The following is a 22,695-nucleotide window of genomic DNA, read 5'->3' as shown; positions in this document are numbered from 1 at the left end:
GCATCCTGTCTGCCTATTTCACTGCTGCCATCCCTTCGGCAATCCACTTCTGCACCAAATCCGTACTTTCTTTTACAGCCAGAGCGATTTTGTCAACAGACATCCCCATTTCCAACAATGTCACAGCAGTTTCTTTTTTCGCTTTCATCTCGCCCTGCTTCTTTCCGCGCTTTTCTCCTCTTCTTTCTCCACGCTTTTCCCCAACTTCAATTCCTTCATGATAAATTTCATCCATTTCACGGCACATATTCTCTACTCCTTCCGGCGTTTCCTTTAACTCCCGAACACGCTCTGCTAATATTTCACTATACATCTCATCTGCATTTTTACATTGCAAATCATGCATCAAACGTCCAAGCTTTGTTTTCTCATTTTTCATTTTAACATTAACATAGATAATGTGAGTTTCATCTGGGAAGTCTTCCTTTACTTCTTTAATCCTTCTATCAATGTGATAAATAGGTAAGCCATACCCCAGCACATCTTCCCTTGTAATGAAAATAATATAGCTTCCCGGCAGTTCATTGAACCCCTGTCCGCTCTCTAATATATTCATATCCATCAATGCGCTATGGTATCGCGCCCGTTTGGCAGACGCCCCTTCGCTCTCCTGCTGTATTTCTACATTATATCTCTTTTTCTCCCTATCACAGGCAACGCAGTCCAAAACAGCTGATCTTCCCTGCAGATTCTTGTAGTCTTTCTGCAAAATTTGCTCTTTTATCTGCAGATCATCTCTACCCATAATCACCTGCAGGAGATGTTCTGTACACGCCTGCTTTTTTAACACATTCCGCATGAAAATATCACTCATGATCGTAAGCTCTGCAATAATATTTTTGTATTTCTCATACCGGAGGTCAATCTCCTGCTCTTCTTTTAGCGTCTTAAATTTTGCAGTTCCTTTTGCCGCCTTTCCCATAGGCGCCTCCTTTTTCTAATTTTGCAAAGAGGTGTTTTCTCTGCTGTCCGTTCATTCCCTGTCTATATCTTATTTTCTTTACGATTCAGGAAAGAGACCTCTTTGCTGTATAAACAAGTACAAAAGCATTGAGATATCTCTCCTGATGTGCATTTAGAAAATAAGATACAGGAAACAACACATGCCGTTCCTGCGAAAGACACAAAAGATAATTAAAGATATAATGCTTTGAATACATGTTAACATATGTAACCGGATTTGTCTATGAGTTTGACATAATTATTGTATAGCTTTCATTCAATATTTCTACAAAAAAGGAGCAGAAATATTTTCTGCCCCTTTTTATGCTTCTCCTATTTCATTTTCAAAGATTTCCAACATTTTGTTCCAGCCCTTCTCCAGATCCTCGTCCAGATCAAAAACCCCTGAATATCCCACAATAAACACTTCCGCACCTGCTTTATACAGCTTTTGAAAGCTTTTGGAATTGCATGAACCGTCAACTTGAATCTTATAGCGAAATCCATACTCAGTTTTCCACTGTTTTGCCTGTTTAATCTTCTCTAACATCTCATCTATAAAAGGTTGTCCAGCAAATCCCACATCAACTGTCATAATTGTGAGAAGATCGATTCGATTCAGATAATGCCGAACACTCTCCAAAGTAGTAGCCGGATTTAAAACTACCCCCTTTTTGCACCCTGTTTCCTCTATAAGATTCAAAACTCGATAAGCATTAGTATTGATAGTCTCCGCATGAGGGGATATATAATCCGCACCTGCTTCAGCTACCTTTTTAATCCAATCCAGAGGTTCCGTCATCATTAAATGAACATCAATAGGCTTTTGTGCAATTCCTTTTATCGCCGCCAAAAGATCCGGGGAAAATGCCAGATTCTTGCAATAATGCCCATCCATAATATCCACATGAAGTAAATCGGCTCTGCGGTTCAGCACTTCCATCTGCCGCCTGATTTCAAGAAAATCCATACACATAAGTGACGGGGCAAATTCTACCTTCATCGCATCGCTCCCTTCCGCAACAGATTTTTCCTTTTTACATTCTCTTGTGTCTTTATGGCTCATAATCCGGTAAATACTGCTGAATTGCCGCAGTCGCTTCTTCGGATTTCATATTATCTGGTGTCAGAATAAACACGCCTGTATCTACCTGTTTTTCTACTTCTTCTCCGTCTAAGAGCTTCATGATAGAAGTCACGCCTTCATATCCCATAGTATATGGATTCTGAAGTGCTGCAGCGTCAATGATTCCCTGTTCCATTGCAGAAAGCACGTCTTCACTAACGTCTACTACACACAGTTTCACTTCATCTGTAATTCCTGCCTTACTAAATGCATTTAGCGCTCCTTGAGCTGCTGCATCATTAGTGGCAAAAATCATATCCAAATCCGAATTAGCAGTCAGATAATTAGAGCAAATATTTTCTGCCTCTGCAATATCCGATTTTGCCAACTGGATTCCCAAATATTCCATTCCGTCTTTTTCTGCCATTGCCTGATTAAAACCTTCCGGACGGTCTTTTCCTGCTGCAAATTCGTAGCTATCCCCAATAATTGCATAAGATTCCAATTCATCTCCATATGTATCCAACATATATTCTCCCAGTTCCTTACACCCTGTAATATTATCTGTATAGAAAAAGGACTCTGCTTCATTGGGTTCCACACCACTGTCTACTGTTACCACATGCACCCCTGCATCTATGGCATCTTTTACAGGCTGCAGCAATGCTTCCGGATCAGTTGCTGCTAATACAATCCCATCTGCCTGCGCTGTTACTGCATTGTTCATAATGTCAATCTGTCCGGTAGCATCTCCATTTTCCGGAGGACCATCATATTTGATCGTAATCTCTCCATACTCCTCTTTTAAATCTGCTGCTGCGTCCTCTGCTCCCTGTTTCACTGCCAACCAGTAAGCGGATGCCGTAGACATCGGAATAACCTGAATGGTCGCTCCATCTTTCCCACCTTCCCCACCACCGGAGTTATCTTCTGATGAAGCAGAACTTCCGCATGCTGTAAGTGCTAATACCATTGTCATAGTCAACGTCGCTGATAAAATTTTTTTCTTCATAATATTCTCCCTTCTATCTATTTTACTTATCATTCTTTTATGCTTCTTTTTTGCGTCTCATATTATCAATAAATACTGCGCACACCAAAACAATACCAATCAGAAGCTTCTGCCAGTATGTTGATACACCCATGAGCTGAAGTCCATTAGACAGTACTGTCATAATCAATGCTCCTACCAAGGCTCCTGGTATACTTCCCTCGCCCCCAAACAGGCTGCCTCCGCCAATTACAACTGCTGCAATGGCATTCATTTCATAACCATCCCCGGCCAGCGCAACACCACAGTTCAGTCTGCAAAGCATCAATATTCCAGCAATACCACTTAAAACGCCGCTCATCAGATAAATGATAAAAAGCTTCGTCTTTACTCTAACTCCCGAGAACCTAGCCGCCTCCTCATTACTTCCTATAGCATACGTATATCTTCCAAATCTGGTTTTACTTAACAGAATGTGAGCCACTACTGCCAACACAATAGTAATAACAGTAATGCTGGGCAGGATTTCAAAAACATTCAGATTACTGAAATTTTTGATAGCTTCCGGCAAACTGTAAATATTATTCCCACCGCAGCTTAACAGCGCTACTGCCTCAAATACGTACATTGTTCCCAATGTAGCGATAAAGGCCGGGATTCCCAAAACAGCCACCAAAATCCCATTAATGACTCCAACCAACGCTCCCAACAGAATTGCCAGACAGATTGCTATTGCCAAAGGCATATGAAATTCTGTGATAAACAAGGCTGACATGATACAGGATAATCCCACTGTTGTTCCTACAGACAGATCAATTCCCTTGCTGACAATAACAAAAGTCTCTCCTACAGCCAACAACCCTACAACGGATGCCTGCTGCAACAAATAGTATAAATTTCTCGTAGAAAAGAATCCCGGAGCAATGACAGAAAATACGACCAGCATTAATAAGAGTACAAATAACACTGTAAGAGAATTTAATCTGTCCCGAAGCGCTTCCTTCCTTTTCAGTTCCATAATCTCCACCTCCTCTTATTAACTCTGCTGTGCAAGCATAAGCTCTTCTTCTGTTGCAGTTCTTCCATAGCTTCCCGTTATCCTTCCTTTTGACATCACTGTAATCTTGTCGCATACTCCTTGAAGTTCCGGGTTATAGGAAGAAATAACTAAGATCGCATATCCCTGCTTTGCCAGTTCGCGAATCACTTCATAAACCTTCGCTTTTGCCAGAACATCGATCCCTTTTGTCGGTTCGTCAAAAATTAATATCCTTGCTCCGGAAGCAATCCATTTTCCAATTGATATCTTTTGCTGATTCCCCCCGCTTAAGTTCATAATCTTCTGTTTTGGGGAATTACACTTTACTGCCAGCCGTCCTATAATCCGATCCGCCAAATCTGCAATTCCTTTATCATTGACAAAAGGCTTTTTTACTGTTTCTTCTGTTCCTACTACAAGACTTGGAATGGAAATATTAAACGCAATAGACATAGTCAGATTTAAGCCGCCATTTCTTCGATCTTCGTTAATATATCCAATTCCCAGTTTTATGGCATCATTTTCATTTCGGATTCTCACTTCCTTTTCTTCAATAAAAATCTTTCCGCCTTCCGGCTTTGTCTCTCCAATAATCAAATGTGCCAATTCTGTTCTTCCAGCTCCTATCAATCCGGACAATCCTAGAACCTCTCCGTAATGCAGGGTCAGATCTACCGACTTTACAATCCCTCCGCTTAGTCCTTTTACTTCTAAGGCTACTTTATCTGTCACATAATTTTCATAGACGGGATAAAACTCCGACATTTTCTCTCCTATCATATAACCTACCAGCTGATTTTCTGTAAGTCCGTCCATTCTGTCATAAAAGGCAACTTTTCCATCCCTCATAACAACACACCTGTCTGCCAGGTTAATGGCATCTTCCAGATAGTGAGTAATAAAAAGAATCGTCAGTCCATCCTCTCTCATTTTTTTCATGATCTCAAACAGCTTTTCTTTTTCTTTTACCGTCAAGGAAGTAGTCGGTTCATCCAAGATGACAATTTTAGGATGCCGCGAAATACATTTTGCAATTTCACAGATTTGCTGCTGTGACACGCTCATACTCATGACCTTTCGGTTGGGAGCGATATCCTCTACTCCCAACCTTTTTAACATTTCCGCTGCAATTTCATTCTGCCGTTTCTTATCAATCATGCTATTTTTTACAGGTTCATTTCCAAGCGCTATATTCTCCGCAACTGTCAGGTGGGGAACTACACTGAGTTCTTGATAGACAATGCCTATGCCATTTTTCTTGCTTTCCTCAGCACTTCCAAGGCTTACTTTCTTTCCGTCAATCAAAATCTCACCTTCGTCCTTTTTATAAACACCAGACAGAATCTTCATTAACGTACTTTTCCCAGCCCCGTTTTGTCCCAATAGAGCCAGTATTTCTCCTGGATATGCTTGAAAGCTTACGTTATCCAGCGCCTTGTTAGAAAAAAAGGTTTTTGTTATATTTTTAAACTCCAGCATACCAGCGTATCCACCTCTTCCTTTTATTCCTCATCACTGGTTCCCTGTGCATATTTCGGAGCCATGCAGATATGTCCCAGAATATTGTATCTTCTAGCTTTGCATGCACCAGGTACATTGTTTGCACAATTATGTACAGCAGCATATCCAAGAGTTGCAAACTTCATAGCTTCTTTGAACTGCGGCGGAATCCCAATGGCAAAGGATGTCTCTACCTTAATCTCCGGCAGTTTTTCCTGAATATTTTTTAATAATGTCTCATTATAAGCACCGCCACCGCTCGCATACATAACTTCTGTATCTGTCAAATCTACAAATTCCCGAATACTTGCCACAATCGCCTCTGCTGAAAACATATTATAGGTTGCCATAATATCTTCATCAGAAAGGTGAGCATATTTTTTTCTCATCTTTTCAGAATAAGCGCAGTCAAAATCATCTCTCCATGCTGATCTTGGATAAGGGCGTGTAAGGAAATCTGCTGTCATCAATTCTTTTAGCAGTGTCTCATCACATTTTCCTCTAGCTGCTATTTCTCCATTCTTGTCATACTTTACTCCAAAATACTGTTTTGCAATATAGTCCATCATAATGTTTCCAGGGCCACAGTCGTATCCAAGCATTTTTCTTCTGTCCTTGTAAACTTTATGAACATTGGAAATACCTCCAATATTCAGTGTAAGTGTTGGTTTTTCATTACGAAACAGCACATAATCTACATATTGCATCAGAGGCGCTCCCTGTCCCCCCAATGCATGATCCGCAGGTCTAAACTGTGAAACCGTTGTAATGTCAGTATACGCTGCTACCACATTTCCATCACCAAAACAGAATCCATAGGCGTAAATATCATCCAAGAACAGATCCACATAATTCTTTTCAAACATTTCGTCAGTTACTTCATCTGCCTTTTTCCTATTTGTTTGGTGGAGATATACCTGCTGGCCATCAACTCCAATACATTCAATCTCATCTGCTGTGTGTCCTGTTTCTTTTAAAAGCTGTTTTACTGCCACACCAAAAAATGCACCGATTGCATAATTCAATTTTGCAAGCTGATCCAAACCAAGCTTTAAATCAAAAGCATCCCATATCATTTTATTTAGTCTTTCTGGCCAGTCTACAGAAATGCCTCCCACGTATTTTGGCGGATTAGGCTGTCCATCATCTGCCATAGAAATTTCTGCCAAAACGCAGTCTACTCCATCACAGGAACTTCCACTGTTTAATCCAATTACTAATGCCATATTTTTCACTCCTTTTTTATTTTGTCAAGATCAAAGCAGATACATCAGCCGGCTTTCTTATGGGGATACCAAATGTAATACAGCTTTTTTGACTTTAGAGATTTGCAATATAGGAAAGTTCCGAATCTTCTCTCCATAAGACAAAAAAACGCCAACACAAATAATTGTGTTGGCGTTCATGACCTCTACATTCATTTTAGCAAATCACCCATAAATTTGCTTTTTCTTTCTTAACTTTGATATAACTTTAATATCTTATTTACATTTTGTCAATATATTTTTGACATTTTTGCTAAAAAAAGTTTTCTTCATTGATTATAATTATAATATATGCCCCATTTTCATTAGAAAATTGAATTTCACCTCCAAACTCCTGACATACAATAGATTTTATAATCATCAAACCAATCCCGCTTTGATTCTCAGCGTCAAACCCTTTCGGAAAACCTTTGCCGGAATCACGATAGATGATAACAATTTTATGACTATCCTTGTCTTTTTGTATAGATATACTGATTTTCAATCTCCCATTTCCTGCATGTTTTACACTGTTATTGATTAATTCATTCAATACCAGAGCAAAGGATGTAGCTCTGTTATAAGGGACAAAAATTTTCTGTGTGTCAAAAGCAATTTCAGCAGCATGGTGATAAAACCCTTTGATTGCTTCTATAATTTCTTCCATGGATGTAACTTTTGTAGCGGACACATCATGCGCCAGAATGTCATGAATAGTAGCAATACTTTTAATCCGTCCTATCACATCATCCATCATCTCCGTCACACTCTCGTTTCTTTCTCCTTGGTTCGTGTTTCCGACCATCATTTTTTCCATCTGTAAAAGACTAATAATAATCTGGAGATTATTTTTTATTCTGTGATGACTTTCCTGCAAAAGCACAGAACTTCGCTTCAGCTTAGAATTTTCTACAATCATTATAACTTCTCTGGCTATCAATTCCAGATAAATTTTATCCTTTTCGGAATAAATATAATAATTCTGGTAATACACGCATATCATGCCGATCACTTCGCCATTTAATTCCAGCATAATTCCCAAAACTGCTTCTGCTCTTTTTGCATCATTTTCTTCAAACAATTGATAAAATTTTGTTCTGTCATTTATGCTAAAATAAAATACCCCGCTTTTTTCGCTAATGGTGCGGTAACTTTCTATTTTCAGTTTCGGCATTTCCAATGACTCCTGATTGGAAAATCGAACAAAATTACGGTTCCTTTCATCAATCAGAGAAATCTCACACCAGTTCCCTTTCAACTGTTTTTTGATACGTTTTGCCAGTTCTTTCATCGTGTTTCCGTAATTGTATCCAATTCTTATTTCTGCCAGTCCTTGACTTAAATCCTCAAGAATTTCTGTCTGTTTCTCTGACTCTTCCAGTTTTTCCCCACCCAGCATAATATAGTATATTTGAGCTGGATTTTTTTCTATTTCCTTTACAGAATATTCCCCTGTAGTTTTTCCATGAGCAATTACAGTGACTTTATCTCCAACTTTCACCGTATCCTCCCACTGGCTTGTAAAATATAATATCATTGTTCCCTGTTTTTTTAACATATTGAGAATCCGAAAAAAACAAGCCATACCGTTGTATGACAACTTTCCATGAATTTCGTCAATAATAAGCAGCCTTGGCTTCATCCCCACGGCTCTTAAAATTGAGACTATCATCTGTTCCTCCGGCATCAGTTTCTTTACTTTCTTCCACAGGTCGAGGGGATAATCAATGCTATGCAACAATTGGCTACATTTTTGATAATATTTCTTTTTCTGTATAAAAAAAGGGATTTTTTCATTAGTCATGACTATATTTTCTGCAACTGTTAGATTAGGATAGAGATTATTTTTTCTTGTAACAAACGCAACCTTATCTTCCTGTCTTGCACAATAATAATCCATATCATCCAGAGTCATACTTCCCTGGCTCACCGCATTCTTCTCATGAAGAATATGGACCAACTCATCAATCGTATCAATATTAGGGCAAAGCACAGCCTGTACCTGGGAATCTTCTACAGATAGGCTTACATCATGTACCTGTGTATTTCCTGCTCTTCCTTCAATGTGATTCATGAAAAACATAACAGATCCCTCTTATCTTCCGCCTAATATACTCCTTTTTCTATAATTTCCTCAGCAACAACCGAAATCTTTTTATTGGAATCCCTGCTCTTCTTCTGTAAGCTTTTCATAGCGTCTGACTCCTTCAGTCCAAATTGATCCATAAGGATTCCCTTTGCTCTTTCAACCAATTTTCTTTCTTTTAGTGCACTAGTCAGATTTCCATTCTGTACCATGATATGATGAAATTCCGCATATCTGTTCAACGCAACTTTAATAGCGATTTCCAATTGTTTTTCATCTATTGGTTTGATCAGGTATCCAAAGACTCCTATTTCATTTGCTCGGTCTATAAGTTTATCCGAAAATTCTCCTGAAACAATGATCGCCGGAATAATTTGGTCTTGATTCACCTTCTCCAAAACAGTTAACCCATCTATTCCTGGTAGATTAATATCCATCAAAATAAGATCCGGTGAAATTTCCCGAATCTGTTTTAATGCCTCTTTTCCCCCTGTGGCATATCCAGCTACCAAATAGCCCATCCGCTTTACCATGAGCTTGAAACTCTCTAGGATAATCACTTCATCCTCTGCAATAAATACCTTTAACTTTTCCCTTTCTCCCGCCGTCTTCAAATCGATCAACTCCTTATTTCCAACTTTCTGTCTCCCCTTAAACCAATCTAATGTATACATTATATAACCTGCACATCATTCATGCAAGTATTAGGTTTCTACTATAATGGCAATAAATGGAAAAGGAGATTACTAATGATACGTTTACGGGTCCTCGAAATATTGAGAGAGCAAAATCACACAAAGTACTGGCTCTTTAAACAAATGGATTTAAGTTATCAAAATTTCAACAGGATGATCATGAATAAAACTTCTTCTATTCGTTTTGAAAATATTGAAAAATTAAGCACAATTTTAAACTGTTCTATCGATGATCTTTTTGAAAAAGTAGATTCCACTGAGTATGAGAATGACAATAAATCATAATTCAAGGAAGACAGGTTCACTTCTGTATATTTAGGAAATATGGGATTATTTCTGCTTGCGGCAGGTATCAGCGCTATCTTTTGTCATCGGATTTCTTCCATAATGTATTCATGTTTACACTAATAGACAGATAGAGAAGAAGCGATTATAATATGACTTGAATCTGTGAGGCAATCATAGCTATTCTTTACGGTATTACCGCTCTGATCTTATCAAGATAAACCATACTAAATTAGAGCTTTAATAAATATCAGGAGGACTGAATCATGAAAAAAAGAATACTTTGTTATGGAGATTCCAATACATGGGGATATAACGGTGAAACAGCAACCCGTTTTCCGGAAGATATACGCTGGACAGGACAGCTACAGACACTTCTAGGCGAAGAATGGACGATCATAGAAGAAGGAATGTGTTCCCGTACCACTGTGTTTGATGACCCGATCATAGAAGGAACAAATGGTCTGACATATCTGCATCCCTGTCTGTCTTCTCAGTCTCCTATTGATTATCTTATTATTATGTTAGGAACCAATGACTGTAAGCAGCGATTTGCCCTGACTCCAAAAAATATTGCTGAAGGACTGAAGCTTCTTGTCAAAAAGGCAATGCAGCCCGGTTTCTGGCGAAAGGAGCCTCGTATTCTTCTGATCGCGCCGGCTCCTATTTGTCCGGAATGCGAATCCTCGCCAACCGGAAGAGATACCGGAATCTGCAGCGAGCGTTCGCAGCATCTTGCTTATGAATACGAACTTGTGGCACAGGAATTTGACTGTAAATTTTTAGACGCTGCTCCATATGTCACCATGAACAAGACAGATTATATGCATTACGACGCGGAAAGTCATGGACGTCTGGCGAAAGTTCTCGCTGATTTTTTAAAGAAAGAATTATAAAATTTTCTTGACATTCTCTTCAGAAATGTTATAGTAAAAATACTTATACGACTGACGGAAGTGGAATTGACCACAGGAAGTATAGGAAGAAAGCGCCGACCGTCTGGGCATCACATGTGCCCGGATGGTCGTTTTTGTTTGTACATTTAGCGCTCTTCCGGGCCGGAGATACGGAAACAAGAAATCTTGCGAAGTCATTTCTTCGCCCTGAAAAAAGGAGGAATATCCAATGATACAAATGGAACAGTGGAATGGATTTGAAGGACGGCTCTGGAAAGAAGAAGTCAATGTGCGTGACTTTATCCAGAACAACTATAAACCTTACGACGGAGACGCTTCTTTTCTTGCCGGACCCACAGAATCTACCCGGCTTCTCTGGGAAGAACTTAAGAAACTCCAGAAAGAAGAGCGTGCAAAAAACGGCGTCCTGGATATGGATACCGATGTGGTTTCTACTCTTACTTCCCATGGTCCAGGCTATATCAATGAGTCTTTAAAGGACCGTGAGCAGGTTGTCGGACTGCAGACAGATAAACCTCTGAAGCGCGCTTTCATGCCTTTCGGCGGGATCCGCATGGCAGAGGAAGCCTGCACCTGCAATGGCTATACGCCCAGCCCGGTACTTCACAAATTTTTTACTGAATATCATACTACCCACAATCAGGGGGTATTTGATACCTACACGCCGGAAATCAAGAAAGCCCGCCATAACAAGATCATCACCGGACTTCCGGACACTTACGGCCGTGGACGTATCGTAGGGGATTACCGCCGTGTCGCTCTCTATGGCATTGATTTTCTGATTGCCATGAAGGAGGAGGACTATGACCACTGCGGCTATGGTTCCATGCGTGACGATATTATCCGCCAGAGGGAAGAACTGGCCCAGCAGATCCGCGCCCTGAAGCAGATGAAGGAAATGGCTGCCCTGTATGGTTTTGACATTTCTCATCCTGCAAGAAATGCAAAGGAAGCAGTACAGTGGCTGTATTTTGGTTATCTGGCTGCCATCAAGACCCAGAACGGCGCTGCCATGAGTGTGGGACGTATTTCTACCTTCCTGGATATCTATATCCAGCGTGATCTGGATGCAGGAATCCTTACAGAAGAAGAAGCGCAGGAACTGATCGATCATTTAACCATGAAATTCCGCATGGTTAAATTTGCCCGGATCCCCTCCTACTATCAGCTCTTCTCCGGAGATCCGGTGTGGGCGACTCTGGAAGTGGCAGGCATGGGACAGGACGGGCGTTCCATGGTAACACGGACCGACTACCGGTTCCTTCACACTTTGGAAAATATGGGGCCGTCCCCTGAGCCGAATCTGACTGTGCTTTATTCCTCCCGGCTTCCGAAACAGTTTAAAGACTATGCATCCTATATTTCCATTGAGACCAGTTCCATCCAGTATGAAAATGACGACGTTATGCGCCCCATATGGGGGGATGATTATTCCATCTGCTGCTGTGTCTCCGCAACCCAGACCGGAAAGGAAATGCAGTTTTTCGGAGCAAGGGCAAACCTTGCAAAATGTCTTCTTTACGCTATTAACGGCGGAGTAGATGAAAAGACAAAGGAACAGGTAGGGCCGGAAAGCCGTCCCGTTACTTCCGAATATCTGGACTATGATGAAGTGATGCACAAATTTGACAGTATGATGAGCTGGCTTGCCGGACTCTATGTCAATGCCCTCAACCTGATCCAGTACATGCACGACAAATATTACTACGAAGCAGCCTTAATGGCTCTTATCGATACAGATGTACGGCGTACTTTTGCCACCGGAATTGCCGGATTCTCTCATGTGGTGGATTCTTTGAGCGCTATCAAATACGCAAAGGTAAAGACCATTCGTGATGAAAATGGAGTTGTAGTAGATTACGAAACCATTGGTGACTTCCCCCGCTATGGAAACGATGATGACCGGGCAGATGATATTGCGGTATGGCTCCTTCATACATTTATGAAAAAGCTGAAACAGCACCATACCTATCGAGACGCCGAGCCGACTACTTCCATTCTTACGATCACTTCCAATGTAGTTTACGGCAAAGCAACCGGCTCTCTTCCGGACGGGCGAAAGGCAGGAGAACCGCTCTCTCCGGGAGCAAATCCAAGCTACGGTGCAGAGCAAAATGGACTTCTTGCCTCTCTTAATTCGGTTGCTAAACTTCCTTATGAATGGGCTCTGGACGGTATTTCCAACACCCAGACCATCCATCCTGACGCACTGGGCCATGAAGGTGAAGAACGTATAGAAAATCTGACCCACATTCTGGACGGATATTTCACTCTGGGAGGCCACCACCTGAATGTCAATGTATTCGGCGTGGAAAAGCTGATCGACGCTATGGAACATCCGGAAAAAGAAGAATATGCCAACTTTACGATCCGCGTATCCGGGTATGCGGTAAAGTTTATTGATCTTACAAAGGAGCAGCAGCTGGATGTTATTTCCAGAACCTGCCATGGAAAAATGTAACTCTACAGGCGGACGCAGCATACAGGGACTGGTCCATTCCACAGAAAGCTTTGCTTCTGTGGATGGCCCCGGCGTCCGCTATCTCATTTTTCTCCAGGGCTGCCCCATGCGCTGCCGTTTCTGCCACAACCCGGACACCTGGCAGACAGATCCGCAAAAGGCGCTTTCTGCTTCTTTTCAGGCTCCGGAAGAACTGATCCGAAAAGCACTCCGCTTTCGTCCTTATTGGGGTACAGAAGGCGGAATCACTGTCAGCGGAGGGGAACCGCTTCTGCAGATGGATTTTCTCCTGGAGCTGTTTCAAAGAGCAAAAGCGGCAAATATACACACCTGTCTGGACACCTCCGGAGCACCTTTTACACATGAGGAACCTTTCTACAGTCAGTTTCTGGAGCTGATGAAGTATACGGATCTTGTGCTCCTGGATCTGAAGATGATGGACAGGGAGGGGCACCAGTCTCTCACCGGACGGGATAACGACAACATCCTTGACATGGCCCGTCTCCTTGATAAGCTCCATGTACCTGTCTGGATCCGCCATGTTCTTGTCCCGAGAGTGACAGATGATGAACAGGATCTTCAAGATATGGCTGCATTTATCCAATCCCTTCAAAATGTAAAACGTGTGGAGGTTTTACCCTACCACACGCTTGGCATTTATAAATGGAAAGAACTTGGTCTTTCCTATTCTCTGGAAAATGTAGATCCGCCCTCCTTAGAAGAGGTAAAGAAGGCAAAAGAAATTCTGCACGCTTTTTAGGGTACTGCCGTCCTATAATAATCATTTTCAATGATCAGCTCTCCAAGGCGGAGCCTGCATTCCACTAGATATTTCATATTTTCTACATAAATCTTCTGCTCTTCCGCGCTCATAGCGACACTGCCGGAAGGGGTAAAGGTGCCTGTGTATCGGTCATAGGCGCCTTTTTCAGTGAGCCAGGAATTAGAGAAAAAGATGACAACCGGGTCATTTTCGGACATAACATCTGTTCCGGCCAGCATGCGCGAATCATATGTTTCACCCAGCAAATTTAAAAGAGTAGGAAGAATATCTACCTGTGAGCAGGGCTTCTCAACTTTAATCGGCTCTTTTATACTGGCTGACCATAAAATCCATGTATTTTTGTAGACGTCGAAATCCACGTTCTGTTCATCCAGCATTTCCAGAGTATCCGTACCAAAAGACCTGCCTGCCAGCTCTTCCAGGATATCCAGATCCGAATAGGGAATATGATCCGGCGCCATTACAATCAATGTCCGGTCGGCAATTCCTGCTTCCTCCAGTTTTTCTATCAGGCTCGTCATTCCTTTTTCCAGCTCCAGTCCCGCTGCAATATAAGCCTTCGTCTTTTCAGAATAAGGCAGATTCGCCACTGCCTCCTGATTCCTTTTTGACATCTCATTGCTGTCGAATCCATAAGGAAGATGCCCGCTTAAAGTAAGATAATAAATGTTGAATGGCTCTTTATCCACATAGTCGGCAAAAGACTGCTGTATCATATAATCGTCAGACTGCGGCCAGTATTCATGGCCGCTTTCGTCAGTTTCCTTGGTAACGGGCCGCCCACAGGCATCCGCCTGTCTCCACTCATATCCCAGATTTGGATGAGACAAATCCCTGCCATACATATTTTCATTAAAATGATATCCGATCGAGGTATAGCCTTTTTGATTCAGCCGGTTGGCTAATGTAAAGGGAAGGCTTGTCCCCTGTTCTCCAGTCTCGCTCATACTGACCGGAAAGGCTGCTTTCGGATAAAGTCCTGTCAGATTCTGAAATTCACCGCCGGAAGTACTGGTAAAATGCAGTGTAGAATAAAAATTCTCAAACACAAATCCCTCTGCGGAAAGTTTATAGAGCGTAGGAGTCAGCTCCGGATCAATCATGTAGCCGCTGAATCCTTCCGCTGTTATGAAAATGACATTATACCCTTCAAACATTCCCGTATATTCATTCTGCCTTGTAGGGGTCAGACTGCCAAAATACTCGCTTAGCCATGCTGAGTCCTCTGTGGCAGCCGCTGCCTGCAAAGCAGCAAAATCAATGTCCATCTCATTATAGGGATAATCTTCCTCTGCCGGAGTTTCCTGATTCTTCACTGTCTCCTGGGCTTCTTTCTGGATATCAGGCGTATCCTCACCGGAAGTCCCCCATATACTGTGCTTGATATCCAGACGGAGCATGGTAATCATTCCCAGCTGCTCCACCTGATCTTCTGTATGTGTATCCGTCTGATAGAGTTTTTCAGGCGTAAAGTCACCTTTCCACGGATAGAAAAAAATAATGCCAAGCATAGCAAGATGGAGAATTATCGCCGCCGCCATACAGATCCCGGCCATGAGAAATTCCGGTTTCTTTTTATCTTCCTGACTTTTTAGGCAGAAATGCAAAACAGTATAGCAGCCGATTGGAACAACAACCATCAGAAAAAGACCGGGGATATGAACAATCAGGGCATCCCGCACCGCCGCATTGTAATCCAGCAGATGATTCCCCGCCGCTGTTTCCATGCCGCTTATGATTTGGTAATATTGCTGAAGGATCTCCTTACAGAGGCATTCCGCCGCAAAGATAACTGACAGACAGATGACAACAATCATACCGGCAATTTTTGATGCTTTTTCCGGAAGACAGTACAAAATAGCGGTACACACCATTCCAAAAGAAGCGGCAGACAGAAAAAATATGGGAAAATATTTCATATCCAATCCCATATACAAATGAAATATTACTTCAATGAAAGCTGTCAGCCCTGCGACTGACAGCGTAGCTTTTCTTGCTTCTCGTACTTTATCTTTCATTTCTCACACACTTTTCCTAATGGAATTAACCGATTCCGCCAAAAAAAATTCCCAAAACATAGACCGCAAATGTAATGCCGACAAATACATACTTCGTAACCGGCTCCAGCCATTTTCCAACCTTTTTTTCTCTTCCCATCTGAATCTGTTCTCTTGCATAGCCCTTGGGACAGATCCAGAAAAACATCACCGCTGCAATAAGAGCTCCCAACGGAATAATATAAATCGATACCGCATCCATCCACCCTCCTACTGCATCTCCGCTTTCAATAAACACACCCACTGCTGCTGCGATCAGGGCAACAATGCATACAGACGTTCTACGTGACAGTTTCAGTTCGCTTTGCAGCGCCTCAATAGGCGTCTCAAAAAGATTCATAAGCGAGGTTACCGCTGCAAAAATTACCGCAATAAAGAAAATTACTGCGAACAAAGCCCCAAAGGGAATCTGCTGAAATACTGCCGGAAGAGTAATGAACATCAGCGGAGGTCCGCTCCCTACATCCAGTCCAAAGGCAAATACCGCCGGAATAACAACCATTCCTGCAAGAAGGGCTGCACATGTGTCAAAAAGAGCAACATTGCCGGCACAGCTTACCACATCTATATCCTTTTTCAAATAGCTTCCATAAACAATCGTTCCTGATCCGGCAAGAGACAGAGAAAAGAACGCCTGACCCAGCGCATAAACCCATGTCTGAATGTTGCCAAGTTCTTCCCACCTTGGTACAAACATATAACGATAGCCTTCCTCAGCACCCGGAAGCATAACTACACGGATCAAGAGCAAAATGAAAAAAATAAAGAATATCGGCATCATCACTTTATTCATTTTCTCAATCCCCTTGCTGACTCCCATGAGCATAATTGCAAAAGTGAGCAAAAGCCCCAGGAAGTGCCAGCCTATACTTCCAAAATCAACTGCAAGTTCCCCAAAATAAGCTCCCATATCTTCTGCCTGCATCAATTCTCCGGAAATCGTTCCCCAAAGATATTTCAAAAACCATCCCACCACAACAGAATAGCCAATTGCAATTCCCAGAGATCCGAGAACCGGAATCATTCCAATAATCTTTCCCGGAATGCGTCCCTTCGGCCCAAACCTCATCTCCATTGCTTTTGTAAAAGCTCCGATCGGACCGCATTTTACACTTCTTCCGAAAGCCATCTCACCGATGACTCCCGAAAATCCAAGCAGGATAACAAAAATAAAATACGCGATCAAAAATGCTGATCCGCCAAATTCACCAGTCCGATAAGGAAACATCCATATATTTCCCATTCCCACTGCCGAACCAACACAAGCTATGATAAATCCCAGACGAGTCCGAAATTCACCCCTCGCATCTTTTTCCTTCTCTTTCATTTATTTGCCCATTCCTTTACTTCTTCGTTAAATTGTATACACTATATGTTCTGAAATCAGTTTATACAAAGGTATAATAATCGCACCGTGGTTATTATATCACATTTTCCTATAATCGTGCCTGTCAATTTTACACAGGGCTTTTCACAATTTTACACAGGGTTAAATGCAGTTTGGGACGTAACACTTTTTAACTTTACTACGTGTCAGTTTACAATTCCCACACAATTCGTATAAAAAATACGCTTCGCCTATTCAACTCCCCTGCCCCTCAATCATGAGGGGATAGGGGGTTTTCTTTTATTACTTTTTCTTGCATAATAGTCTTATGAACATCTTACAAAGAATCTTTGCAGACCATTATGAAGAAATTAAATATACTCTTCATCCCAGAGAAACTGAGATAGAAAATATCAATAAGATGATCAACTGCGGTGATCCTTCTTTTGGCGGTGCCATGTACTGTTGTCCGCACTGCGGGAACTTCAAATTCGTTCCTTTCCGCTGTCACAGCCGTTTTTGCCCTTCATGTGGCAACAAATATGCTATGGAACGCACCACCAGTATGTCTTCCAAACTCGTTAGTGTCCAACACCGCCATTGTGTTTTTACCATTGATGAAAATCTCCGTTCCTTTTTTCTTCAGGACCGATCTCTCCTGAACTGTCTCTTCCATTCCGTCTCCAGTGTAATATCAAGGATGTTTTTCAATCTGAACCATGCCAAAAATTTTACTCCCGGCTATATCATGGTCCTTCATACTTTTGGCCGCGATCTCAAATGGAATCCCCACATTCACTGTCTCCTTTCCGAAGGCGGCTACAATGACGACGGCTTCTGGCGCCATGTAAAGCACTTTAACTACAACTATCTGCGCAATGCTTTCCGCACGGCTCTTCTCAATGAACTGGAAGACCGGATTGGATCTTCTTTCAAAAAAGTGAAAGCGAAATGTTACACTCAGCATAAACATGGCTTCTATGTTTATGCCAAACCGAATCTCTGCAATCCGAAAGTAGTAGCCAAATACATCGGCCGCTATCTTGGCAGGCCAGTAATCGCCACTTCCAGGATTGATCGGTATGACACAGATACCGTTACTTTCCACTATAACCGTCACGAAGATGAACAGTATGTGGAAGAAACTTTGCCTGTTATGGATTTCATAAAACGTCTCATCCGACACATCCCGGAAAAACATTTTAAAATGATCCGCTATGGCGGTCTGTATGCACGGCACCGTAAGATTGATTCAAAACTGCACCGTGTCATCTCAAAAGAGAAACATAGGATATACCGCAGTTTCACAGGGTGGAGAACTTCTATTTTTCTCTCCTTCGGATATGACCCCCTGTATTGCTCCGAGTGTAATCATAAACTGGAGTTCCTGGAACTCTATTACAACCACAAGCGCGTACCTCTCGAAGAAATGTACGAGAAAGTAATGTCCAAATCTCGTGGAAAGCGTTCCTCCGCATAGAACTGTTATGATATAATCCTCTCAAAGGAGGTTGTTTACCATGAAACCAGATATCGAGGAACTGCGCAAAAAATACATAGAGAATCCCCCCGAAGGAATGACATCCGAGGACATTCGCCATATGAGCGAGGATGACCTTCTGGATATGGATTATTTTCTGAATGAAGGTGACCCTTTTGACGATTTGTTTGGAGAAGAAGGTTTTTATATCTTCTAAATCTAACCATCGTCCTATTGTCATGTCCATTCTCCTGTTGATTTAACATATGTTCGATCAGCAGGGCTTCTTTTCCCCCTTATCCAAAAATCGGAATTTCCTATAAAGCAAAAAAGCAGTGCCGTTTTGGCACTGCTCTCTCATTCCTGCTCAATTATTATGTACCTTCAAAACCACATACAAGAAATCTATCCATCTTCTCACCTTCCGAACCTTCCTTGGTTATGCCCTCGACCGATTAGTAACAGTCAGCTCCATGTGTTACCACACTTCCACCTCTGCCCTATCTACCTCGTCGTCTTCAAGGGGTCTTACTACTTTACGTAGGGATATCTCATCTTGAGGGGGGCTTCACGCTTAGATGCCTTCAGCGTTTATCCCTTCCCGGCTTGGCTACTCTGCCATGGCCTTGGTAAGCCAACAGATACACCAGCGGCCAGTCCATCCCGGTCCTCTCGTACTAAGGACAGCTCCTCTCAAATATCCTACGCCCACGCCGGATAGGGACCGAACTGTCTCACGACGTTCTGAACCCAGCTCGCGTACCGCTTTAATGGGCGAACAGCCCAACCCTTGGGACCTACTTCAGCCCCAGGATGCGATGAGCCGACATCGAGGTGCCAAACCACTCCGTCGATGTGAACTCTTGGGAGTGATAAGCCTGTTATCCCCAGGGTAGCTTTTATCCGTTGAGCGATGGCAATCCCACTTTATACCACCGGATCACTAAGTCCTACTTTCGTACCTGCTCCACCCGTCGGTGTCGCAGTCAAGCTCCCTTCTGCCTTTGCACTCTTCGAATGGTTTCCGACCATTCTGAGGGAACCTTTGAGCGCCTCCGATACCCTTTCGGAGGCGACCGCCCCAGTCAAACTCCCCACCTGACATTGTCCCCCAGCCGGATCACGGCTGCAGGTTAGAAACCCAGCACTGCAAGGGTGGTATCCCAACAGCGGCTCCAAAAAGACTGGCGTCTTCTCTTCCTAGCCTCCCACCTATCCTGTACATGCAATACCGAATCCCAGTATCAAGCTGGAGTAAAGCTCCATGGGGTCTTTCCGTCCTGGCGCAGGTAACCAGCATCTTCACTGGTATTTCAATTTCACCGGGTGCATTGTCGAGACAGTGCCCAAATCATTACGCCTTTCGTGCGGGTCGGAACTTACCCGACAAGGAATTTCGCTACCTTAGGACCGTTATAGTTACGGCCGCCGTTTACTGGGGCTTAAGTTCAAAGCTTCGCTTGCGCTAACCTCTCCCCTTAACCTTCCAGCACCGGGCAGGCGTCAGCCCATATACCTCACCTTTCGGTTTCGCATAGACCTGTGTTTTTGCTAAACAGTTGCTTGGGCCAATTCTCTGCGGCCTGGTCTCCCAGGCACTCCTTCTCCCGAAGTTACGGAGTCATTTTGCCGAGTTCCTTAACAATGCTTCTCCCGTCGGCCTTAGGATTCTCTCCTCATCTACCTGTGTCGGTTTACGGTACGGGTACGATATGAACAATAGCGGCTTTTCTTGGCAGCCAGCTCACACATTTCCCTACTCTTAGTTCGGTATGCATCACGTCTTCAGATTGGCAGGCGGATTTGCCTACCTGCCTCCTACCTCGCTTGCCCCGGTCTCTCCATTCCCGGTAGTGCTCTCTTTCTGCGTCCCCACAGTTCTGTCATATCGTAGTACAGGAATCTCAACCTGTTGTCCATCGGCTACGCCTCTCGGCCTCGCCTTAGGTCCCGACTTACCCAGAGCAGATCAGCTTTACTCTGGAAACCTTGGATATTCGGCCGGAAGGATTCTCACCTTCCTCTCGCTACTCATTCCGGCATTCTCTCTTCCATACAGTCCACAGCTCCTTCCGGTACTGCTTCTTCCCGTATGCAATGCTCCTCTACCAATGTATCAAATACATTCCTGAGCTTCGGTGGTGTGTTTCAGCCCCGGACATTTTCGGCGCAGGACCTCTCGACCAGTGAGCTATTACGCACTCTTTTAATGTATGGCTGCTTCTAAGCCAACATCCTGGTTGTCTTTGAAATCCCACATCCTTTTCCACTTAACACACACTTTGGGACCTTAGCTGCAGGTCTGGGCTCTTTCCCTTTCGACTGTCCAACTTATCTCGTACAGTCTGACTCCCACACACCATCTACACGGCATTCGGAGTTTGATATTCTTCGGTAAGCTTTGACGCCCCCTAGGAAATTCAGTGCTCTACCTCCGTAAGACTTGTGTGAGGCTAGCCCTAAAGCTATTTCGAGGAGAACCAGCTATCTCCGGGTTCGATTGGAATTTCTCCCCTATCCACACCTCATCCCCACCCTTTTCAACGGATGTGGGTTCGGTCCTCCATTGCCTTTTACGGCAACTTCAACCTGGACATGGATAGATCACCCGGTTTCGGGTCTACTCCGACTGACTCATCGCCCTATTAAGACTTGGTTTCCCTTCGGCTCCATCCCTTAAGGACTTAACCTCGCCAGCCAGCGTAACTCGCCGGACCGTTCTACAAAAAGTACGCGGTCGGACCTATATAGTCCTTCCACAGCTTGTAAACACAGGGTTTCAGGTTCTCTTTCACTCCCCTCCCGGGGTCCTTTTCACCTTTCCTTCACAGTACTATGCGCTATCGGTCACTAAGGAGTATTTAGCCTTACGGGGTGGTCCCCGCTCCTTCCTACAAGGTTCCACGTGTCTCGTAGTACTCTGGATCCCGCCTTGTCAACTTATCTTTCGCTTACGGGGCTTTCACCCTCTCTGGCTGGCTTTCCCAAAACCATTCTGCTAGACTTGTTGAATCAATTGTGCGGTCCGAACCCCAGCATGCACGCACGCTGGTTTGGGCTCTTTCCATTTCGCTCGCCGCTACTTTGGAAATCGATGTTTCTTTCTCTTCCTCCGGCTACTTAGATGTTTCAGTTCACCGGGTTCCCCACGCATGGCTATGGATTCACCATACGCTGACGGAGCTTTTCTCCGCCGGGTTTCCCCATTCAGATATCTCCGGATCATTGGATATTTGCTCCTCCCCGAAGCTTTTCGCAGCTTATCACGTCTTTCATCGGCTCTTAGTGCCAAGGCATCCACCCTGTGCTCTTTTCTGCATAACCAACTTGCCAAATAGTTTCGAAAGCATCCTGACGGGACTGATCTTTCGGGAAAGCTTGCTTTCTAAAGAAAGATCTTGTTTCGTCAGTGATATTTGCGAAGCAAATGTCACCGAGAGAATTTCAATTCTCGAGGGGCTTTCAATACTACGGCTCACATGTATAGCGTTACATGTGTTGGTTCTTTCGGCCAATTTTTTACTTTGTTTTCTTCAAAGTGTTGTAATCATCACAACAGTTTCCTGTTCATAACAATTACCTCGGATGTCTTGTTAAGATATTTCATCTTATCTATTTCTTATATGCGGTTTTCAAGGTACATATCTGACTGATGTTTTATCAGTCATTAGAAACCTGAACTTCTTTTCAGCTCTCTAATCACTGGTAAAACCAGTTATCATAACAGCACTGCCCTGCTGATCGGGTTGGCGGCGATAAGTTGTTGCTCATCCTTGCCTGTATCTATGATAAATTTTCTTTTCGGCAGCGGTTCTGCCTTC

The 22,695-nt window shown here is 43.1% G+C and carries 16 protein-coding genes, 1 rRNA gene and 1 riboswitch; of the genes, 6 read left to right on the top strand and 11 right to left on the bottom strand.

All coding sequences use genetic code 11. The features are described 5' to 3' along the window. Nucleotides 1-13: 13 nt before the first annotated feature. From EUBC25_RS09790 to EUBC25_RS09755, 8 genes are all read right to left on the bottom strand, one after another. Nucleotides 14-922: an Rpn family recombination-promoting nuclease/putative transposase gene (locus EUBC25_RS09790; protein ID WP_230105302.1), complete on the bottom strand. Its 909-nt coding sequence runs from the start codon at nt 920-922 to the stop codon at nt 14-16. 342 nt (nt 923-1,264) lie between these two features. Then, complete coding sequence (gene alsE, locus EUBC25_RS09785) at nt 1,265-2,008, bottom strand: D-allulose 6-phosphate 3-epimerase (RefSeq protein WP_311135876.1); 744 nt, start codon at nt 2,006-2,008, stop codon at nt 1,265-1,267. Further along, entirely contained in the window at nt 1,998-3,020 is a 1,023-nt protein-coding gene (locus EUBC25_RS09780) for a sugar ABC transporter substrate-binding protein (protein ID WP_230105301.1), read from the bottom strand. Before EUBC25_RS09780 ends, alsE begins: the two co-directional genes overlap by 11 nt. A 37-nt stretch (nt 3,021-3,057) precedes the next feature. Beyond that, nucleotides 3,058-4,017, bottom strand: a complete 960-nt coding sequence (locus EUBC25_RS09775) for an ABC transporter permease (protein ID WP_230105300.1) — start codon at nt 4,015-4,017, stop codon at nt 3,058-3,060. Between the two features lie 18 nt (nt 4,018-4,035). Then, nucleotides 4,036-5,517, bottom strand: coding sequence for a sugar ABC transporter ATP-binding protein (locus EUBC25_RS09770; protein WP_230105299.1), 1,482 nt, complete (start codon nt 5,515-5,517; stop codon nt 4,036-4,038). A gap of 23 nt (nt 5,518-5,540) precedes the next feature. Next, the gene (locus tag EUBC25_RS09765) at nt 5,541-6,764 is read right to left on the bottom strand and encodes an anhydro-N-acetylmuramic acid kinase (RefSeq protein WP_230105298.1); all 1,224 of its coding nucleotides are present in this window, start codon (nt 6,762-6,764) and stop codon (nt 5,541-5,543) included. Between the two features lie 292 nt (nt 6,765-7,056). Next, nucleotides 7,057-8,865, bottom strand: coding sequence for a histidine kinase dimerization/phosphoacceptor domain -containing protein (locus tag EUBC25_RS09760; protein WP_230105297.1), 1,809 nt, complete (start codon nt 8,863-8,865; stop codon nt 7,057-7,059). A 23-nt stretch (nt 8,866-8,888) separates the two neighbouring features. Beyond that, on the bottom strand, nt 8,889-9,542 hold the full coding sequence (locus EUBC25_RS09755; protein WP_230105296.1) for an ANTAR domain-containing response regulator: 654 nt from the start codon (nt 9,540-9,542) through the stop codon (nt 8,889-8,891). A 75-nt stretch (nt 9,543-9,617) separates the two neighbouring features. On the opposite strand from EUBC25_RS09755, the gene EUBC25_RS09750 reads away from it, so the two are divergent. The 4 genes from EUBC25_RS09750 to pflA all read left to right on the top strand — a co-directional run bounded on the left by EUBC25_RS09750 (nt 9,618) and on the right by pflA (nt 13,986). Further along, the gene (locus EUBC25_RS09750) at nt 9,618-9,848 is read left to right on the top strand and encodes a helix-turn-helix domain-containing protein (protein WP_230105295.1); all 231 of its coding nucleotides are present in this window, start codon (nt 9,618-9,620) and stop codon (nt 9,846-9,848) included. Nucleotides 9,849-10,114: 266 nt separating this feature from the next. Further along, nucleotides 10,115-10,744: an SGNH/GDSL hydrolase family protein gene (locus EUBC25_RS09745; RefSeq protein ID WP_230105294.1), complete on the top strand. Its 630-nt coding sequence runs from the start codon at nt 10,115-10,117 to the stop codon at nt 10,742-10,744. A gap of 37 nt (nt 10,745-10,781) precedes the next feature. After that, a riboswitch (ZMP/ZTP riboswitch) is annotated at nt 10,782-10,860 on the top strand. A 113-nt stretch (nt 10,861-10,973) separates the two neighbouring features. Beyond that, nucleotides 10,974-13,226 (top strand): formate C-acetyltransferase, encoded by a 2,253-nt coding sequence (gene pflB / locus EUBC25_RS09740; protein ID WP_230105293.1) that lies wholly within the window; start codon nt 10,974-10,976, stop codon nt 13,224-13,226. After that, nucleotides 13,192-13,986, top strand: a complete 795-nt coding sequence (pflA, locus tag EUBC25_RS09735) for a pyruvate formate-lyase-activating protein (protein WP_230105292.1) — start codon at nt 13,192-13,194, stop codon at nt 13,984-13,986. The genes pflB and pflA overlap by 35 nt, the downstream gene beginning before the upstream one ends. Here the strand turns inward: pflA and EUBC25_RS09730 are convergent. Together EUBC25_RS09730 and EUBC25_RS09725 are read right to left on the bottom strand one after the other, a co-directional pair. Beyond that, nucleotides 13,983-16,028 carry an LTA synthase family protein gene (locus EUBC25_RS09730; RefSeq protein ID WP_230105291.1) on the bottom strand — a complete coding sequence of 682 codons (2,046 nt, stop codon included), beginning with the start codon at nt 16,026-16,028 and terminating at the stop codon, nt 13,983-13,985. The two genes, pflA and EUBC25_RS09730, sit on opposite strands and share 4 nt — an antisense overlap. 25 nt (nt 16,029-16,053) lie before the next feature. Next, nucleotides 16,054-17,394: a sodium-dependent transporter gene (locus EUBC25_RS09725; RefSeq protein ID WP_230105290.1), complete on the bottom strand. Its 1,341-nt coding sequence runs from the start codon at nt 17,392-17,394 to the stop codon at nt 16,054-16,056. A 328-nt stretch (nt 17,395-17,722) separates the two neighbouring features. Between EUBC25_RS09725 and EUBC25_RS09710 the strand changes: the two genes are divergently transcribed. Together EUBC25_RS09710 and EUBC25_RS09705 are read left to right on the top strand one after the other, a co-directional pair. Further along, complete coding sequence (locus EUBC25_RS09710) at nt 17,723-18,874, top strand: IS91 family transposase (RefSeq protein ID WP_465220967.1); 1,152 nt, start codon at nt 17,723-17,725, stop codon at nt 18,872-18,874. Between the two features lie 40 nt (nt 18,875-18,914). Further along, nucleotides 18,915-19,091: a hypothetical protein gene (locus EUBC25_RS09705; RefSeq protein WP_230105289.1), complete on the top strand. Its 177-nt coding sequence runs from the start codon at nt 18,915-18,917 to the stop codon at nt 19,089-19,091. Nucleotides 19,092-19,309: 218 nt separating this feature from the next. On the opposite strand, the gene EUBC25_RS09700 is transcribed toward EUBC25_RS09705, so the two are convergent. Further along, nucleotides 19,310-22,198, bottom strand: a 23S ribosomal RNA gene (locus EUBC25_RS09700). Nucleotides 22,199-22,695 lie beyond the last annotated feature (497 nt).

Source organism: Claveliimonas bilis (assembly GCF_020892095.1).
Classification (GTDB): domain Bacteria; phylum Bacillota; class Clostridia; order Lachnospirales; family Lachnospiraceae; genus Claveliimonas; species Claveliimonas bilis.
This window is presented reverse-complemented; position numbering and strand designations above follow the sequence as displayed.

Bases quoted from the DNA above. Each gene is read 5' to 3' on its own strand.
- EUBC25_RS09750 (WP_230105295.1), top strand. From the start codon at position 9,618: ATGATACGTTTACGGGTCCTCGAAATATTGAGAGAGCAAAATCACACA.
- EUBC25_RS09730 (WP_230105291.1), bottom strand. From the start codon at position 16,028: ATGAAAGATAAAGTACGAGAAGCAAGAAAAGCTACGCTGTCAGTCGCA.
- alsE (WP_311135876.1), bottom strand. From the start codon at position 2,008: ATGAGCCATAAAGACACAAGAGAATGTAAAAAGGAAAAATCTGTTGCG.
- EUBC25_RS09710 (WP_465220967.1), top strand. From the start codon at position 17,723: ATGAACATCTTACAAAGAATCTTTGCAGACCATTATGAAGAAATTAAA.
- EUBC25_RS09755 (WP_230105296.1), bottom strand. From the start codon at position 9,542: ATGTATACATTAGATTGGTTTAAGGGGAGACAGAAAGTTGGAAATAAG.
- EUBC25_RS09760 (WP_230105297.1), bottom strand. From the start codon at position 8,865: ATGTTTTTCATGAATCACATTGAAGGAAGAGCAGGAAATACACAGGTA.
- pflB (WP_230105293.1), top strand. From the start codon at position 10,974: ATGATACAAATGGAACAGTGGAATGGATTTGAAGGACGGCTCTGGAAA.
- EUBC25_RS09770 (WP_230105299.1), bottom strand. From the start codon at position 5,517: ATGCTGGAGTTTAAAAATATAACAAAAACCTTTTTTTCTAACAAGGCG.
- EUBC25_RS09780 (WP_230105301.1), bottom strand. From the start codon at position 3,020: ATGAAGAAAAAAATTTTATCAGCGACGTTGACTATGACAATGGTATTA.
- EUBC25_RS09705 (WP_230105289.1), top strand. From the start codon at position 18,915: ATGAAACCAGATATCGAGGAACTGCGCAAAAAATACATAGAGAATCCC.
- EUBC25_RS09765 (WP_230105298.1), bottom strand. From the start codon at position 6,764: ATGGCATTAGTAATTGGATTAAACAGTGGAAGTTCCTGTGATGGAGTA.
- EUBC25_RS09775 (WP_230105300.1), bottom strand. From the start codon at position 4,017: ATGGAACTGAAAAGGAAGGAAGCGCTTCGGGACAGATTAAATTCTCTT.
- EUBC25_RS09745 (WP_230105294.1), top strand. From the start codon at position 10,115: ATGAAAAAAAGAATACTTTGTTATGGAGATTCCAATACATGGGGATAT.
- EUBC25_RS09725 (WP_230105290.1), bottom strand. From the start codon at position 17,394: ATGAAAGAGAAGGAAAAAGATGCGAGGGGTGAATTTCGGACTCGTCTG.
- pflA (WP_230105292.1), top strand. From the start codon at position 13,192: ATGTTATTTCCAGAACCTGCCATGGAAAAATGTAACTCTACAGGCGGA.
- EUBC25_RS09790 (WP_230105302.1), bottom strand. From the start codon at position 922: ATGGGAAAGGCGGCAAAAGGAACTGCAAAATTTAAGACGCTAAAAGAA.